At 51.3% G+C, this 18,911-nt stretch carries 9 protein-coding genes; 7 read left to right on the plus strand and 2 right to left on the minus strand.

Annotated features, from left to right (window positions below; genetic code table 11):
* Positions 1-37: 37 nt before the first annotated feature.
* Genes EL628_RS17910 through EL628_RS17920 form a run of 3 tightly spaced genes read left to right on the plus strand, consistent with a single transcriptional unit; the run spans position 38 to position 4,533 of the window.
* Positions 38-1,156, plus strand: a complete 1,119-nt coding sequence (locus tag EL628_RS17910) for an ABC transporter ATP-binding protein (RefSeq protein ID WP_126581280.1) — start codon at positions 38-40, stop codon at positions 1,154-1,156.
* A gap of 3 nt (positions 1,157-1,159) precedes the next feature.
* On the plus strand, positions 1,160-2,761 hold the full coding sequence (locus EL628_RS17915; protein WP_126581281.1) for a TCP-1/cpn60 chaperonin family protein: 1,602 nt from the start codon (positions 1,160-1,162) through the stop codon (positions 2,759-2,761).
* A 14-nt stretch (positions 2,762-2,775) separates the two neighbouring features.
* A complete protein-coding gene (locus EL628_RS17920) occupies positions 2,776-4,533 on the plus strand; it encodes a WD40/YVTN/BNR-like repeat-containing protein (RefSeq protein WP_126581282.1) in 1,758 nt (585 codons plus the stop codon).
* A gap of 188 nt (positions 4,534-4,721) precedes the next feature.
* Here the strand turns inward: EL628_RS17920 and EL628_RS29875 are convergent, their stop codons facing one another.
* Complete coding sequence (locus EL628_RS29875) at positions 4,722-12,746, minus strand: SdrD B-like domain-containing protein (protein ID WP_161975581.1); 8,025 nt, start codon at positions 12,744-12,746, stop codon at positions 4,722-4,724.
* Positions 12,747-13,256: 510 nt separating this feature from the next.
* On the opposite strand from EL628_RS29875, the gene EL628_RS17940 reads away from it, so the two are divergent.
* Positions 13,257-14,357 (plus strand): Gfo/Idh/MocA family protein, encoded by a 1,101-nt coding sequence (locus EL628_RS17940; protein WP_126581283.1) that lies wholly within the window; start codon positions 13,257-13,259, stop codon positions 14,355-14,357.
* An 80-nt stretch (positions 14,358-14,437) separates the two neighbouring features.
* Here EL628_RS17940 and EL628_RS17945 read toward each other — a convergent pair whose 3' ends face one another.
* On the minus strand, positions 14,438-15,397 hold the full coding sequence (locus EL628_RS17945; RefSeq protein WP_126581284.1) for a hypothetical protein: 960 nt from the start codon (positions 15,395-15,397) through the stop codon (positions 14,438-14,440).
* 208 nt (positions 15,398-15,605) lie between these two features.
* Between EL628_RS17945 and EL628_RS17950 the strand changes: the two genes are divergently transcribed.
* The 3 genes from EL628_RS17950 to cobA are packed head-to-tail and all read left to right on the plus strand — an operon-like array spanning position 15,606 to position 18,907.
* Positions 15,606-17,372, plus strand: a complete 1,767-nt coding sequence (locus EL628_RS17950; protein WP_126581285.1) for an NADPH-dependent assimilatory sulfite reductase hemoprotein subunit — start codon at positions 15,606-15,608, stop codon at positions 17,370-17,372.
* Positions 17,373-17,376: 4 nt separating this feature from the next.
* Positions 17,377-18,096: a precorrin-2 dehydrogenase/sirohydrochlorin ferrochelatase family protein gene (locus EL628_RS17955; protein ID WP_126581286.1), complete on the plus strand. Its 720-nt coding sequence runs from the start codon at positions 17,377-17,379 to the stop codon at positions 18,094-18,096.
* Positions 18,071-18,907 (plus strand): uroporphyrinogen-III C-methyltransferase, encoded by an 837-nt coding sequence (gene cobA / locus EL628_RS17960; protein WP_245994144.1) that lies wholly within the window; start codon positions 18,071-18,073, stop codon positions 18,905-18,907. The genes EL628_RS17955 and cobA overlap by 26 nt, the downstream gene beginning before the upstream one ends.
* The last annotated feature ends 4 nt before the right edge of the window (positions 18,908-18,911 follow it).

Below are 18,911 nucleotides of genomic sequence, written 5' to 3' on the forward strand. Positions count from 1 at the left end.
TCGTACTATTTTTCTAGCTAAAGGATAGAGGAGCACTATGAGTGAACTTGTTGTGCAAGGGTTGCGCAAAAGCTTTGGAAACAATGTTGTCGTTAATGATATTAGCTTTTCGGTCCAGGAAGGTGAGTTCTTTGTCTTGTTAGGACCTTCCGGCGGTGGTAAAAGTACGACGCTACGCTTGATCTGTGGTCTGGAGCAGCCAGATAGTGGTAAGATTGTGCTGGGCAACCAGGATATTACCAATCTCACTCCACGCCAACGTAATCTGGGAATGGTCTTTCAGGACTATGGACTCTACCCTAATATGACTGTCTTTGGCAATATTGCTTATGGTCTCGAGACACGGCATGTGGCTAAAAATGAGGTCGACAAACGTGTACGCTCGGCCGCTGAGATGCTCGGACTGACCTCCCACCTCCCTCGCTCCATCAATGATCTTTCAGGTGGTGAGCAGCAACGTGTGGCGCTGGCTCGCTGTCTGGCTAAAGATGCTGAACTCTTCCTCTTTGATGAGCCACTCTCTAACCTGGACCCCAAACTCCGCTTCCAGGCTCGACGCGATATCCTGAATGTCCATCGCACCAAGAAAAAGCCCAGTCTGTATGTTACGCACGATCAGAGCGAGGCCTTTGCGGTCGGTGATCGCATTGCCGTCATTGCTAAAGGTCGTTTACAGCAAGTGGGCACTCCAGATGAGTTAATCAACTTCCCCAGCAATGTTTTTATGGCTCGCTTCATCGGTACTCCTCCTATGAATACCTTAACCGGCCAATTGGTCCGTGGAAATGGCGCCTTCGCTGTTGCGATCAATGGCCTGACGATTCCGTTGCCAGCTAAATGGAATGCTATTCTGCAAAATTATCAGCAAAATGAGATTATCCTTGGTCTTCCTCCCACTGCCATTGTTCAACAGGAGTTTTTCACAACTGTTGATCATCAGGTCTATCAGATCCCGGCTGAAGTCCTCGATATCGAGTCGCAGATTGGTGAGTCGATCCTGACGCTGAAATTAGGGAACGATCTGACCGCACAGGCACAATTTAGCGACGGAGAAGAAGCGCATCCTAATGTAGGCGATCGCATCAAGGTTGGTGTCAACCTGGAAGCGCTCAAACTTTTCGATCCCATCAGCGAAAACGCAATAAAGGTAGAATAGACCATGACTGTACATCAAGAATTACTCCAATCCCCGGCCTCTTCACAGATCCTCAAACGGGGTTTTGAGACACTGGCAACCCCGATCGCTACCACGCTGGGCCCCTCCCAGCGTGTGGTGATAAATGCAGTGACTCCTTCTGAGATTGAGCTGCTGGCCGATACTGGCACTATCGCCAGACGCTTTCTTGAATTACCGAATCGCGGAGAAAATATTGGTGCGATGCTCCTGCGAACGATGATTCTTCAGATGCATGAGACCTATGGCGATGGCGCAGCAACCGCAACTGTTCTGGCACGTGCGATGCTGAGAGAAGGCACCCGAATGACGGCAGCCGGGATGCATTCAACTCTGCTCAAACGGGGGATCGAGCGCGGTGTTGCCATTGCGCAACAACAATTAGATCAACAGGTTCAACCAGTCTCTGGTCAAGAGATGCTCACAAAGCTAAGCATTGCTCTTACAGGCAATGAAGAGTTAGGGCAGATTATTGGCGAGATGGCTGATGTGCTGGGGGAGAATGCTCCGATCGTCATTCACGACAGCGAGGCGTCGCATCATGACCGGGAATATGTCTCTGGTGGCAGTTGGCCTGGCTATCCAGGTGAACGCCTCTTGATTCCTGAGGGGAAAGCTGGACTGGAGCTGCAACATCCTCTGATTCTCTTAATCAACGAAAATGTTGAAGAGCTCTCACAGGTTCAAGCGGCACTGGAGTTTGCGGTCTCGCTTCCCGAAAAGCCTCCCCTCTTGCTCATTGCTCGCTCTATTAAGGGCCCTGCTCGTGACGCTCTGATTCTTAACCATACCCGCGGCGTGCTGACTATCGGTATTGGCATCCTCTCTTCAGGGATTATGACGAGCATCGAGGATATGGGGGATATGGCCGCTCTCACAGGCGCTCGCGTCCTCTCGGAAGAGACTGGCTATTCCCCCAAAAGGTTTATGCCATCCTATCTAGGTCAGGCCCGTAAGGCGACAATCACTCATTCCAATATTACGATCATTGATGGTTCTGGCGAACAGCAGCAGATTCGCACTCGAATGTCTGAGATTAAAGCACGCATCAAGCAATCTCTTAAGGAGAAAAAAGATTCTCAGGAGGAGCGGGAATTTCTACGTGCTCGCCTTGGCCGCCTGGCTGGAGGAGTTGGTGTCCTCAAGTTAAGTTCGGCGAGCGACAAAGAAAGCGAAGATCAAAAAGAGCGAGTTCGCAATGCTCTACGGGTAATCGAAGATGTACGTGAACATGGAGTGGTTGCCGGTGGTGGGGTAGCCTATCTCTCCTGTATTAAAGCCATTGAACAGGCTGCGCTTGCCTGTTCACAGCCAGATGAGGCGGCTGGCATTGCACTTGTGGCCAAAGCCTTAAGTGCTCCTTTCTTACAGATCGTTCAAAACTTTGGCCGCGTTTATCCCCCACTGGCTCTTGATGAGGTACAACGCTTAGGGGCGGGTTATGGCTTTGACGCTCGCACCGGGCAGTATGTTTCAATGCTCGAAGCCGGTATCTTTGATAGTGCATACGTAGTACGTGCTGCTCTTGAGGCGGCAAGTAGTGTCGCGACAATGGCCTTAACAACTGAAGCACTCATTTTGATGTAGGGGTGGATACGCATATGGAAACAACACAACAACGATGGCAACACATTCCCGCTCTGGCTATTCCATCGCCTGTTCTTGCAATTGCAACACGCGGTGAGGAGCTCTGGGCTGGTGGCACTGGCGGTATTGCCCATACTACAAATATCTCAAATACCTCAAATATCTCAAATACTGTACATACCACAACCAACCGTGACTGGTACTCGCATCTCGCAGGACTGCCACTTACGTCCGTAAGCACGCTCGAAATAATTGAAGGACGCATCTTTGCTGGTGGCGTCGAGGGTATTGCCTTCTCGTTAGATGGGGGGACTACATGGGAAGCAGCCAAGCTCACTGAGGGGCTGGCCTCAATTATGGCGATTGTCGCTTCTCCACGTTTCGCTCAAGACCATACGTTATTAGCGGCGACTCTCGAGACTGGTATTCTTCGCAGCGAAGATGGCGGAGTAACCTGGAAAAGCGTCAATTTTGGACTCCAGAGTCTGGAAGTTAATGCTCTTCTCTGGCTGGAGGGCGAGACGGTTCTGGCTGCTACCTCCGATGGACTGCATCGCTCTACCAACAGTGGACGCGCCTGGCGCTTTGTGCGCAATAGCGAGGAGTTCTCTTTTATCTCACTTATCGCCAATCCCGATCAGACGCTCTTAGCTGCCAGTGAGACGGAGGGGCTCTTTCTCTCAGATGATTATGGGGCAACCTGGGAATCGTACGGCGAGCTCTCGACAGAGGCCGAGATTACTGGCCTGTGGCGGACTGCATCTGCAACGCTCCTGGTGGCAACCTCTAATCAAGGGCTTCTTCGCTCGCAGGATGATGGACAGACCTGGGAAGAGGTACAGATGGCGACTGTACTCTCTCTCACTGCCTCCCAGCACGCACTCTTTATTGGCACAACCAATGGGGTCTTTATCAGTCAGGATGATGGACAGACCTGGAGCGTTCTGCCCCACCCGCCAGTTCATGATCTACACAACTTGCTTGTTGCTGATGGCACGATCTATCTATCAGGTCTTCATATGGGCATGTGGAAGTTCGCTGAGGGCGAGTGGAAGGCGCTTTCTGATATCCCTTATCCTTTAACTGCTGTCTTACCCGGACCTGATACGTCTTTCTTTATTTCTAGCCTTCAGGGACTCCAACGTACGACCGATGGTGGCAAAACCTGGCAGACGGTGATTACCGGCGAACCGGGCAATATCTCTCAGATGGCCTTTCGCGCTGATGGCCGCATCGGTTGCGCTGGTAGTGGCGATGGGACGTATCTCTATCGTACGCAGGATGGGGGCAAAAGCTGGCAACCGCTAACGGCTCCCTTTGGCATCTTGCCATTGAGCTCGCTGCTTGTCACGAAGGACTCTTTCATCGCTGTCTGCTATGATCCCCGACAACTCAATGCTCACGTCTGGCGCTCACGCGACAATGGGAAGAATTGGAAGCATGAGCTGGATGGGCAGACCAACTGGCCGCTGGTGACTACCTATGATCAGCCACCTCTTTTGACAATGGCCGATAGTCTGCTCTTGCAGGAGGTTCCAGGTCTCTGGAAACAAGTAACCCTCGGACAGGGCGGCATTCGGCGCATTGTTGGAAATGGGACGATACTGCTTGCGCTGACGACACAGAGCCTGCTCCAATCTCACGATCATGGGCTGACCTGGGAGAAGGCCTCTCAAGAGATCTCAATTAACGATATCCTTGATCTGGCCCTGACACCACAGCTGCTCTACCTGTTACTCACTGATGGTCGTGTCCTGGTTAAAGAGCTCTAAACTTACAGAACGAGAGAAATTCCTTTTCACTCTATTCGTGATTATGCTATCAATCTAGCCGTAAAAGAGCTTGAGAGATAAAAAAAGCGACAAACACTGAATGAGACAAGCAACCAGGTCATTGGTCTCTGCGGTGCGAGGCTTATCCTAAGGATGAAGTCTCGCACCGCAGCGTACCTGTGACCTGGCTATCTATCGAAAAGAAATGCTTTCTTCCAGGCTGAGAAGAGGGGCCTTATCAATGGCCTCTCTTCTGGCAACTTTACGATAGAGGTCGAAGCGGCGTTGACGGTTACTGTATTTGTTCCTTGGTTATTTGCCTGGTTGATGTCTCCTGAAACAGAGACACTGGCCGTACTGGTTAATGAAGGAACTGCGCTCGCAGTAAGAGTGCCCGAGACTGCAATGACGGGGAGGATTCTCCCACCCATAATAGGATAGCTTCCCGTATAGGTAGCTGCAATTGTAAGCGGACTCGTAGTTGAGCTCAGAGATGCAATTGTCCACCCTGTGCCCTGAACGCTAATATTCGTCAGACCGGCTGGAATAGTAATACTTACCGTAACTGGATTGGTTGAAGTTACAGAGCCGGTGCCATAAGTATTCCCCGCAACAACATTGTAGGTCAGACTCTGCCCCACTGTATAGGTAGACCCTCCTTTCGTGCTCACCCCAATATAAAGATCCGCTGGGCCTGGCGTTGGTGTTGGCGTTGGTTGAGAGACCGTTGCCGTGTTGTTCGCCGTATTATTTGCTAGATTGCTGTCTCCCGGCGTACTCACTGTGACCGAACTCGTAATGGATGGGACAGCAGCACTTGTCACAACACCTACAATCGTTAACAGACCAGGACATTGGCCAGCCAACACTGGATAACTCCCTGTATAGGTCGCTGTAAAATTCGTTGGGCTGGTCGTTGCTGAGATGGAGTTCAGGGTCCAGCCTGTTCCTTTGACGGTGACCCCTGTTAACCCTATTGGAAGAACACCAGTCACTGTAATCGAATTAGGACCGGTCACGCTTCCTGATCCAGCGCTATTACAGATTTTGACATTGTAAGCAACAGCCGTTCCCACCGGAATAGGTGTTGGATTAAGCTCTGTGAGTTGAAGCGAAAGATCAGGCGCACTCACAGGACTGAGTGTTACTGTTGGACTTGGTAGTGCTGTTGGTGTGGGCACGAGATTAACAAGAACTGTATCAATCGACAGATTGTTGGATGGATTACTCTCACCCGGAACCGACACACAGCTAGCAAGAGTTAGCGAAGGCACTGCGCTAGAGGCGATTGTCCCTGTCAATAGAAGTTGAGGCAATGCCTGTCCTGGTAGCACAGGGTAACTCCCAGTATAGGTTGCAGTAACAATGGTTGGGCTCGTCGTTGCTGAGATGGAATTCACGGTCCATCCATTACCAGCTACAGAGATACCTGTCAGTCCAACTGGGGCAATGGTGTTCACCACAATAGAGTTAGGAACTGTGATGGCTCCTGCTCCCGATACATTACTTATTGAAGCACTAAACGTTACTGTCTGACCTACTGTAAATGCTGATACACCCTGGTTGCCCAGTACAACCGACACATCTGGCGGCAACGGCGTCGCTGTTGGGCTTGGTGTTGGTGCTGGACTTGGTGTCGCCGTTGGACTTGGCGTCGCCGTTGGACTTGGCGTCGCCGTCGGACTTGGCGTCGCTGTCGGGCTTGGTGTCGCCGTCGGGCTTGGCGTCGCTGTCGGGCTTGGCGTCGCCGTCGGACTTGGCGTCGCTGTCGGGCTTGGCGTCGCCGTCGGGCTTGGCGTCGCCGTCGGGCTTGGCGTCGCCGTCGGGCTTGGCGTCGCTGTTGGACTTGGCGTCGCCGTCGGCGTTGGCGTGGGAAGAGCATTTACTAGCACAGTATTCGTGGCAAAGTTATTGAACGGGTTACTATCTCCGCCAATTCCCACATTGGCAGTACTCGTTAGTGAAGGCACTGAACTACTGGTGAGAGTCCCAATAATCACTAGAGGTGACAAACTACTGCCTGGTAATACCGGGTACGTTCCCGTATAGGTGGCTGTGATAATTGCGGGACTGGTTGTCGCTGAGATCGAGCTAACGATCCAACCCGAACCGTTGGCAGTCAGACCTGTAAGTCCCGCTGGAATCACCATACTGGCTGTAATTGAATTAGGTACCGTCGCCGCCCCAGCATTGGCTGTCTCACTGACTGTTGCCACATAGATAAGTGTCTGACCTACTGTGAGCGTCGATCCCCCTTGATTGCTCAATGCAATTGAAACATCTGGAGGTAATGGTGTCGCTGTCGGACTTGGTGTTGCTGTTGGACTTGGTGTCGCCGTCGGACTTGGTGTCGCTGTCGGGCTCGGCGTTGCCGTTGGACTCGGTGTCGCTGTTGGACTTGGTGTCGCCGTCGGACTTGGTGTCGCCGTCGGGCTCGGCGTCGCTGTCGGACTTGGCGTCGGCGTTGGTGTTGGCAGATCATTCACCAGTACCGTATTGGTGGACAGATTATTGAACGGATTACTATCTCCAATAGTTCCTACGCTGGCTGTGCTCGTCAATGATGGTACCGATCCTGTCGTTAGTACTCCAGTCACTGTCAATGGTGGCAATACTGCGCCCGGCTGGATCGGATAGGTACCTATATACGTTGCTGTTATAATCGCAGGACTGGTCGTTGCGGATAGTAAACCAATTGTCCAATTATAACCACTTGCTATGACGTTTGTAAGTCCAATAGGAATCACAACGCTAGCGGTAATACTGTTAGGGGCTGTTATGGCTCCTGCATTCCCAGTTACACTAACTATCGCATTATACGTGAGCGTCTGACCTACAGTCACTGTTGAGCTACTCTGATTATTCAACACAATCGACACGTCTGGAGGCAGAGGAGTTGCCGTTGCTGTCGCTGTTGCTGTTGGGCTTGGCGTTGGCGTGGGCACTGCGTTCACAATGATAGTATTACTGGCGATATTATTGCCAGGATTGCTATCATTAAGGGCACTTACGGAGATTGAACTCGTTAGCGAAGGGATGCTAGCATCTGTAAGCGTGCCTGAAATGATTAAAGGCGGTAGACACAATCCTCCTGGTATAGGATACCCCCCTGTGTAGGTGGCTGTATAATTTGTTGGACTGAGTGTTGAGGAGAGAGAGATATTTGTCCAACCACTTCCAGTAACACTTATATCTGAAAGCCCTACCGGAAGAATCCCGCTCACACTTACTGAACCTGGTGTGAATACAGAGCCTGCTAACACTGCATTACAAACAACTGCATTGTAAGTGACTGCATTCCCAGAAGTATACGTACTGCCTGTTGGGCTGATCAAATTTATTGACACATCAGAAGGTATTGGCGTCGGGCTCGGCGTTGCCGTCGGGCTCGGCGTCGCCGTTGGACTTGGTGTCGCCGTTGGACTTGGTGTCGCCGTTGGCGTTGGCGTTGGGCTCGGAGTTGCTGTTGGGCTTGGCGTCGCCGTCGGGCTCGGCGTTGGACTTGGTGTTGGCGTTGGGCTCGGCGTTGGGCTCGGAGTTGCTGTTGGGCTTGGCGTCGCCGTCGGGCTCGGCGTTGGACTTGGTGTTGGCGTTGGGCTCGGCGTGGGCGTCGAGCTTGGTGTCGCCGTCGGCGTGGGAGTCGGAGCAGCCGTTACCGTAATCGTATTTGTGGCTGTATTGTTATTCAGGTTGCTATCCAGCAGACTGCTTACAGTAGCAGAGTTGGTGAGTGAAGGCACGCCTGCACTGGTCAGGGTTCCAGTAATCACAAGAGGGGCTAAACAGGTTCCTGCCAGAATTGCTGAGAGCCCGGTATACGTAGCACTATAACTGGCTGGACTGATCGTCGACGTGAGCGATGTGAGCAACCATCCATTGCCGGCAACACTCACTCCTGAGAGTCCAACAGGCAACACTCCACTTACACTGACCAGACCCGGCGTCACGATTGAAGCCAGACCCACATTACAGACCGTTGCATTGTAGGTGACGACATTCCCCACCGTATACGCACTACCCCCTGCTGTTGTAAGGCTCACTGATGCATCTGGCAATACGGGAAGTGGGGTCGCTGTCGCCGTCGGGCTCGGTGTTGCCGTCGCTGTTGCTGTCGGGCTCGGCGTTGCTGTTGGTAGTGCTGTTGCTGTTGGACTTGGTGTCGCCGTCGGAGTTGGACTTGGTGTCGGCGTGGGAGTTGGAGCAGCCGTTACCGTGATCGTATTTGTGGCGGTATTGTTATTCAGGTTGCTATCCAGCAGACTACTTACAGTAGCAGAGCTGGTGAGTGAGGGCACGCCTGCGCTCGTCAAAGTTCCAGTAATCACAAGAGGGGCTAAACAGGTGCCTGCCAGAATCGCTGAAAGCCCTGTATAGGTAGCACTATAGCTGGCTGGACTGATCGTTGAGGTGAGCGATGTGAGCAACCATCCATTGCCGGCAACACTCACTCCTGAGAGCCCAACAGGCAACACTCCACTTACACTGACCAGACCCGGCGTCACAATTGAAGCCAGACCCACATTACAGACCGTTGCATTGTAGGTGACCACATTCCCCACCGTATACGCAGTGCCTCCTGCTGTCGTAAGGCTCACTGACGCATCCGGCAACACGGGAAGTGGTGTCGCTGTTGGGCTCGGTGTTGCTGTTGCTGTTGGGCTCGGCGTTGACGTCGCCGTTGCTGTCGGGCTCGGCGTTGACGTCGCCGTTGCTGTCGGGCTTGGCGTTGGCGTGGGAGCAGCCGTTACCGTAATCGTATTTGTGGCTGTATTGTTATTCAGGTTGCTGTCCAGCAGGCTACTTACCGTAGCAGAGCTGGTGAGTGAGGGCACGCCTGCACTGGTCAGGGTTCCAGTAATCACAAGAGGGGCTAAACAGGTGCCCGCCAGAATCGCTGAGAGCCCGGTATACGTTGCACTATAGCTGGCTGGACTGATCGTTGAGGTAAGCGATGTGAGCAACCATCCATTGCCGGCAACACTCACTCCTGAGAGCCCAACAGGCAACACTCCACTTACACTCACCAGACCCGGCGTCACAATTGAAGCCAGACCCACATTACAGACCGTTGCATTATAGGTGACCACATTCCCCACCGTATACGCACTGCCCCCTGCTGTCGTAAGGCTCACTGATGCATCTGGCAACACGGGAAGTGGGGTCGCTGTTGGGCTTGGTGTCGCTGTTGGGCTTGGTGTCGCTGTTGGGCTCGGTGTCGCTGTTGGGCTTGGTGTTGCCGTCGGGCTTGGTGCTGCCGTCGGGCTTGGTGTTGCCGTCGGGCTCGGTGTTGCTGTCGGGCTTGGTGTCGCCGTCGGGCTCGGTGTTGCCGTCGGGCTTGTTACTGTAATTGCAACAGTACTATTATTGTTGGTAGTATTGCTATCTCCTGGTGTAGAAACAAGAACAGTATTACTTATGCCGGGAGGAGCGGAGCTGTTAGCCGTTCCAGATAAGGTAATGGCAGGTAGAGAGGTGCCTGCATTTACTGGATAGGTTCCAGTATACGTTGCAATCAACGTAGCGGGGCTGGTTGTAGCACTAAGAGAAACTGTCCAGCCACTGCCCACCGCAGATAGATTTGTCAGTCCAGTCGGAATAGCATCAGTCACAGTGATTGGGCTAGAAGCTACCACAGGACCCGAAGAAATTCCATTGCTGACCTGCAAGGTATAATTCACGGTCTGTCCAACAGTGTAACTGGTCCCAGTTGCCAGGGTGCTATTTATGCTGAGATCCGGCGCAGCTGTGAAACCAACGTCTAAAGTCTGATCATTTTGGCCAGGAGTGTGAGGTGAAACTGATATCGTCGGATAATTGCCACTCCCAATCGCCAGCGATGAATTGGGTAGCGCTGCTTTGCTGTCTATATCGTGATTGATTGTGTCTTGATTGGCTGGCGATAACTGGTACCCTGCTAATGGACCACCGCTTTGATAATTAGCGGCATTATCCAATTTGATCACATAGCTTGTATAGGGCAAGAGGGCACTGGTTGTGGCACTACTAAAATAATAAGTACCGTCGGCAGCCGTTGTAGTAGTCGCAATAGGCGTGGTGAGATTGGTGGTTGAATAAAGATGAACGGTGACCCCAGCCGGGATGTTTGCCTCCCCTGCATCTTGAATACCATTCCCATTTGTATCGTACCAGATACGATTCCCAATCTCAAAGGGGGCGGCCTGACAGAAAGCAACTAAACCACCCAGACCAGCCGCTTTGCCAAAAAATTGGAGGCTACCTGAGTTATAGTAGATCTGATAGGCGCTCGTGGTAGCTGCTGTTGTGTTACTCCAGCGACGCGTTCCCGCGCTAAAAATATTGTCAGTTGGATCATAGACTGTTGACATTACGTCGGAAAAACCAGGAATTTGAAGCACTCCTCCGATAGACACGTTATCATGGATGTTGGAAAATTGCTGATTAAAGTAATATTCACCACCACCAGGACCACGCGCCGGACTCTGGTTCGCCGCCCCTGCTGGAGTGATCCCTCCACATGAACCATTATTCTCTAAGGTCCAGCCTGAAGTAAGATCTCCCGCTGTATTTAAACAGGCTCGTAATGTATCACCGGCCGACATTGCCTGGTTCGTTACCGATCCATCTGGTGAGGGGTCTCGATACCCACTCTGATCGCTAAAACGATCCCTCAAGCCCAGGATCATATCCCCATTGTCAAAGGCAATGCTGGTAAACATTGGCTGTGGATAAGAGGTTGAACCTGTATAATTGACTCCCTCGGCTCCATACGCAACCATCCCGGGGACAAGAGGGAGGATATTATTCCGCCAGGGATTCCAGGCAGCGGGGCGTCCGGGATCTAGATATGGGGGAGTCCCTCCCTGCGTCGGGCAGGCCGAACTGGTAATATCAACACTACAGTGTCGGGTGTAATTTAAACTAATATCCAGAACAGGATTGGCATTAAAGCTTGCAGTCGATGGAGTATAAGCAAATACATAGGCTCTCAATCTGGTTGGATCCCCCAATGAAAGCGTTGAGGTGACTGTTGATTGAGCAGAACAGACTGCACCAACGTAGATGAGACCATCATATGCAGTCACAGCAAATGGACGAACATCGCTCGCTGTTGGACAGTCTGATGGAAAAGGAATCGTTGTACGTGTCACTTGAGAGCTACTTGTCGGTGCGACAGGGCTGTTGGGTGCACTTCCTACTGGTATCGCATACAATCTCTTATCGTATAAATTCATGACATAGAGGGTCGAGTCATCCTCCGACATCGCCATGCCACCCAGAGAATATTTTCCAACCGTATTGAAAGTAGCTGGGTCATTGCCATAGTCGCTAATACTCGATGGATTACGTGCATCGTAACCGGCTGTTGTGAAGCCGAACAGGTTCTCCAGGTCAACAAAAGGAACAGGTGCGCCAGGTGAAGCACTATTGGCTCCCTGGATTTTATAAATCACACCTACGGAATCTTGCGTCGCCAGCGCTGCATGTCGCTTGAGAAATGAGGCTGCAAATAAGGTATCTGAAGAGCGGCGGTATGCCAGACCCCAGGTAGAACCAATCTGAGCAGCAGTAGCCAGCTGCGTTGGGGCAGGGCCGCTGGAGCCCGCATCCCCTGAATCATTGTATTTAAAACGCAATAAAACGTCGTTCCCTGCCGTTCCACCAGCAAATGTCTGAACAAAGCAACTGGTTGACAGGCTTGGATTGGCCTGACAATAGCTCGCTGGACGCGTCAGACCAAGGTTCACCGTATTTGAACTCAAACTACCGTTCACAAAGGCAATTGAAGTACCTGTTGCGGTTAAGGCTCCTGTTAAGTGAGCCGAGGGCTGGTAGCCAATTAATTGTGTATAAGTAGATGTGGCTCCAAAGTTTCCAAATCGGATACGTACTGACCCCGATCCCGTAGGAATATTCAGACTATATTGGCCTAATGTCGAACCAAATGCAGTTGAAGTCGTTCCTAACACAGTACCAGCACTATTCGTGGCAACAACTGTTACACCTCCCAGGCCAGGCTCTCGTGTATCTTTCACTCCGCTCTGATTAAAATCATCAAATACAATTCCACTAATAGTATTAGTAGTCGATACATGCGTTGCGGCATGAATCTGAGCGGGAACATACGTTGCCAGAATCGAAAGTTGCGCGAGAAAGATCAAAAGAATCACTACTACTCTCATGAGTAGTTGCCAACGCTTAGTGCTCTGACCTTTAGAGATCGGTTGATGCATCACTCACATATCCCTCATACATACTCAAATGAAACATTCATGGATGAACTGCATGGAGCCTCTTTTTCCAATGGGAAATTCATGACACAACTGAATCTCACTTCTCTATGCTTCGTTCGATTACAGTATAAAAAATTCTCGTAAAAGTATTTTTGTACATATAGCAATTTTTATAATTTAACCATTATAATTCACAAAAAAGATTAGCTATTTTACGCTTACTATGAGAATGATAACAATAGAAATATTACCTGTGGATGTTTCCATTCATGCGTAATTAAGATTTTTTTCTATAAAAAGCTTAATTACGCATTATAAAATATAGCAGAGAGTGAGGCTGTCTTCTCTATAGGGGGCGCAACGCAAGTAAGGAAAGGGGGCGAAGAGCAAGTAAGCGGTCTAAAATCACCTCTTCTGGCTGTACTTTTGAGCCAGAAATAAGGTACACTCTCTGTTATACATCCCTTCTACAATAGCAACGTCGTCATGTAGAAATGAGGCTTTATGACAATGACAAAGTCAAAAACAAACATCGGCATCATTGGTTGTGGCAAAATTAGCGATATTTATTTAGAAGCTGGCCATAATTTCGAAAATCTTGAGATTGTTGCCTGTTCCGATATATTTCTCGAACGAGCCCAGGCACAGGCCGCTAAACATGGGATTGCTAGAGCATGTAGTGTTGAGGAGTTGCTGGCGGACCCTGCCATAGAGATTGTCGTCAACCTTACAATCCCTAAAGTTCATGCAGATGTGGATCTACAGATCATTCAAGCAGGCAAATCAGTCTACAGTGAGAAGCCGCTTGCCGTAACGCGAGCTGAGGCTCATCCCCTCTTACGCCTGGCACAGGAACAAGGGGTCCGCATTGGTTGCGCCCCCGATACGTTTCTGGGGGCAGGCATTCAGACCTGTCGCTATCTTATCGACAACGGAAAAATCGGCACGCCAATTGCTGCCGCCGGGAATATGCTCTGCCATGGTCATGAGAACTGGCATCCTGATCCAGAGTTCTATTATCAGGTAGGTGGTGGGCCGCTCTTTGATATGGGTCCTTATTATCTCACTGCGTTAATTGCTCTTCTTGGCCCCATCCGGCGCGTGTCAGGCTCTGCTCGCATTACCTTCCCTGAACGAACTATCACCAGCCAGCCAAAGGCCGGGAAGATTATTCATGTCGATACGCCCACACATATCGCTGGCGTGCTGGACTTTGCCAATGGGGCTGTTGGCACTCTGGTAACCAGCTTCGATACCTGGGCCTCCAATGCGCCTATCCTGGAGATCTACGGCACCGAGGGGACATTGAGTGTCCCTGATCCCAATACTTTTGGCGGGTCGGTCCGGCTCTGGCAGGCCAACACCGGAAAATGGGAAGAGGTCGAACATACCCATCCAGAGAATACACTTGGCCTTGGAGTAGCTGACCTTGCCAGTGCGCTACGCACTGGCCGCGCACATCGCGCCAATGGCGAGCTAGCCTATCATGTCCTGGATGTGATGCAGTCTCTGCTCGAGTCGTCAGAAGAGAATCGTCAGTTGGAGCTTACAACGAGCTGCGAACGTCCAGCTGCACTCCCACCAGGTCTGCGCGCTGGCGAGGTTGACTAGTGTCTATCTCATCAACAAACAAATCAGCACAGATCTTCCTGCCTGTAGGAAGATCTGTGCCGAGTACGACCGAGGACACCTTAGAGTGGTAAGACCTCATAGAGACGCCACTCAGGATCCAGTTCAAACTGCGCAACCTCTTTCTCGCCATTGAGGCCTGAGCGCACAATGACACGGGTGTTCTTCCCATCAACGAGGTACCATTTATCGGCACGAGTATCATAATAGGAATCTTGCAACCAGTTGGTCTGGACCGGAACAGACGCTTCGATCTTTCCTTTCAGATTCTGGATGTTGACAAATAAAGCCTGGCCGCGCCCAGTATCGGCAAGAGTGACAAAATGTTCATCAAGGACACGGACCGAATGAGGATGATCCAGACCATCAAGCACAACCTGCCATTCGCCTGTACTGCGATCAATAGCAATCAATGTTCCCTGATGAAAGAGCGTTGCCAGAATAGTTCCATCTGGTAGCTCAGCAGCAGAATTAACGTGCGTGGTCTGGGCAAGCGTGCCGTATTTAACGCCTCGATGGTCATCGGTCTTATCAATAATACGAGGCTCGCCTGTGGGGGTTAAATCAAATCCATGATCGGTGGCCCACCACTCCCACAGAAGCTTGCCATCGGCTGAGAACTCAAACAGTGCATCCAGGCCAGTGCTGGCCACAAGATACCCCTGTCGGGTACGCGACAACGAGTGTAACATATTAAAAGTAGGAAGGCTTACAGCATTTTGTTGAACAATGGAGAGATCTAACGAAAGCTCATGGATATCAAACAATGAGGCAACGAGAAGCCCTCGATCGGTCAAGGCCATCCCTGCGGGCATCTCTAATTGCGCCTGCGCTTGAACTTCTCCCTCATCGCTGATCAGACAGAGCAGACCGCCCTGCTCGTCCTTGGGTTTGTGAAGGCTTCCCAATACGGTCACTGGACACTCTGTCTTGGGTGGCGTGTTAGGGTCCGTCTTTGTCTCAGACCAGTGTTTCTTCAGCATTGAGTGCCGAGTGGAAATGCAGCTTAACAGAAAACTCATGTGTTTAGTCCTCACACAATTTCACGAATAACGCTGTCTATTTCCTGTAAAAAGGGTTGACAGCCTGCCGACCTGACCGTATAGTAGGTATAACATAAATATTGTTGATCTACTATATCAACAAACACGCACCAAAAGCAAGGATAAAGAGACCACAGTACAGCGTACAAAACAACTATAAGGCTTGAGATAAAAGGAGATGCCATATATGTCATCCGAACAAGATCGTCCCAAACCAACTTCAGAGGGAAATAATCTGTTAGCGCTGGGCGAGGGGAATGGAAGCAAAGTTGAACAGATTAAATTAGAAAGCAGGCATTTACGTGGTACGATCTCTGAGGAGCTCAAGCTGCCCACGTCGCACCTGTCTGAAGATCTGGTGCAATTAATTAAGTTTCATGGATCGTATCAGCAAGAGGATCGCGATCAGCGCCAGTCACGCAAAGCCTCTGGAGAAGAGAAGGCTTATCAATTTATGGTGCGCTCCCGCATCCCTGGCGGCATTGTGACGGCAGACCAATATTTATTGCAAGATGATCTCACAAACCGCATTGGTAATAGCACCCTTCGCGTGACAACACGCCAGAGTTTTCAGATTCATGGTATTCTCAAAGGAAATCTCCATGAGGCGATTCATTCGATCAATACCTCCTTGCTCTCAACGCTGTCGGCCTGTGGTGATGTCAACCGTAATGTGATGGCCTGCCCCGCTCCTGTCGCTAGCCGAGCACAGGCTCAAGTACAGGAGATTGCTCGGGAGATCGCCTTCCATCTGGCACCCCGTAGCCGCGCCTACTATGAGATCTGGATCGATGGTGAACATTCTCACGATATTGAGGCCCCGGGTGAAGATGAGGTTGTGGAGCCCATCTATGGCAATACCTATCTGCCCCGCAAATTTAAGATTGGCGTGGCCTATCCAGGCGATAACTGCATCGATATCTATACTCAGGACATTGGCCTGATCGCAAAAATTGAGAATGAGACGCTGGTTGGCTTTACTCTGGTGATCGGTGGCGGTATGGGCACCACCCATGGCAAGGCTGAGACGCATCCTCTCCTGGCCCAGCCATTTGCAGATGTTACGGTTGAACAGGCTCTTCCAGTGGTCGAGACCATTGTAACCGTTCAGCGCGACTATGGTGATCGCCAGAATCGTAAGCATGCTCGTATGAAATATGTGGTCGAAGAGCGTGGCATCCCCTGGTTCAAGGCCGAGGTGGAGCAGCGCCTGGGCTATACGCTGGCCAATCCCAGCCCTGTTCACTTCCATGAGCTCAATGATCATCTTGGATGGCAGCAACAGGCCGACGGTCGCTGGTGCCTGGGACTTAATATCGTCAATGGGCGCATTAAGGATACTGGGACGCTTCGCCTTAAATCTGGCCTGCGAGCCATTACGCAAGAGTTCCAGCCAGAATTCCGTCTTACCGGCCAGCAGAATATCCTGCTCGCCAATATCCCAGAAGAGCAGAAGGCGGCTCTCGAGGCCCGCCTGAGCGAATTTGGCATCTCAAGCAATCCCGACGATGCTGGTACCTATCGCTTTGCAATGGCCTGCCCGGCCCTTCCAACCTGTGGTCTGGCTGTTGCAGAATCTGAACGCTTGCTTCCCAACGTGGTGAAACAGATTGAGGGCGATCTACAGGCTCTGGGCCTGGCGGATGAGAAGATCAGTATACGCATGACTGGCTGCCCCAATGGCTGTGCTCGCCCATATATGGGTGATATCGGTCTGGTCGGTCGCTCAAAAGATATCTATAATCTGTATTTAGGTGGTGATACCGAGAATACCCGGCTCAATACGCTCTATGCACAGGGAGTAAAGACTGCTGAGATTGCTCCAACGCTTCTTCCTCTCTTCTCTTTCTGGAAAAATGAGCGCCAGAATCAAGAAGGATTTGGTGATTATTGTCATCGTATCGGCTTCGCACAATTGAAAGAGAAAGCTGCGGCACACATAACGATCGGATAGCAGCATGCCAAACTACTACCCCATCATGTTAGATGTACGCGATCGCCTCGCCCTCGTGATTGGAGGCGATCGCGTCGCAGCAGAGAAGGCTGCGGCACTCAGTAATAGCGGTGCCAGGGTGACTGTCATGAACGCTGTCTTCTGCGATGAACTCCAGGATCTCGCTCAGATGAAGGCTGTCACCCTCCGCTATAAAAATTATGCCTATGGTGATCTAGAGGGCGCGTTTGTTGTCGTAGCCTCTGCCACCTATGAACCAGAACTGGCTCAAGCTATCTGGCAAGAGGCGCAGGAGCGCAATCAACTGGTCAATATTGTTGATGTGCCAAAGCTCTGTAATTTTATTGTCCCATCTATCTTACGACGGGGTCAGCTCACGATATCAGTCTCGACCGAGGGGGCCAGTCCAGGGCTTGCTAAACGCATTCGCCAGCGCCTTGAGAAGCTCTTCCCCAATGAGTATGCCAGCTATCTCCGGATCGCTACTGTGGCTCGCCAGTATCTCAAAGAGCACGCGCTCAGCTATGCACAACGAGACGCTTTCTTTGAAGCTTATTTTCACTCTGATATCCTTGAGCTCTTAGTCGAAGGAGATGAGGTCGAAGCCCTGGCTACAACGGTGCGCCTGCTCCGCAGTCACAATGTTGAGGTATCAGCAGCGACTATCCTCGCTAGTATGAAAGAAACGCCAATCAACAATGGAAGTTATCTTACCACAGAATAAAATGATCCAGCCGAACCTGGCCGATACATCATCTGCACGACGGCCAGGTCTGGTGTATCTCATTGGGGCAGGGCCTGGTGATCCTGAGTTAATTACTGTTAAGGGCCTGCGGGCACTCCAAAAGGCTCAGGTTGTTCTCTACGATCGGCTGATAGCTCCTGAACTCTTACGGGAGGCTCCCTCTGACGCTGAACTGATCTATGTGGGCAAAGGGGCTGACTGCCATACGCTCCCACAAGAGCAGATCAATGCCTTGCTGGTACAGTATGCTCAACAGGGTCGCACAGTCGCACGACTAAAAGGGGGCGATCCCTTTGTCTTTGGACGCGGGGGTGAAGAAGCTCAGGTTCTTGCAGAAGCTGGTATTCCCTTTGAGATCATTCCTGGCATTAGTTCGGCTATCGCTGCTCCTGCCTATGCGGGTATTCCTGTCACTCACCGTGACTACGCTTCGTCCGTTACTATCGTCACTGGACACGAGGGAAAAGCTGCCTCTCCTCCCGTTAACTGGGATGCGCTAGCAGCTCTGGGAGGAACCCTTATTGTGTTGATGGGCGTTAAAGCTCTCCCTCACTTTACTACGCGGCTTATAGCTGGCGGACGCTCCGCTCAGACACCAGCTGCTGTGGTTCAAGAGGGAACGACGATCAGACAGCGTGTTGTCATCGGAACATTGGAAGATATTGCTGCACGCGCTGATGCCGCTGGCCTGAGCTCGCCTGCTCTCACTGTCATCGGAGCTGTCGCTCACCTCCACGATCTCCTTGCCTGGTATGAAGGTGCAGATCAGCAGCGGAATATTCACGAATGATATG

Source organism: Tengunoibacter tsumagoiensis, assembly GCF_003967535.1.
Lineage (GTDB): Bacteria > Chloroflexota > Ktedonobacteria > Ktedonobacterales > Ktedonobacteraceae > Tengunoibacter > Tengunoibacter tsumagoiensis.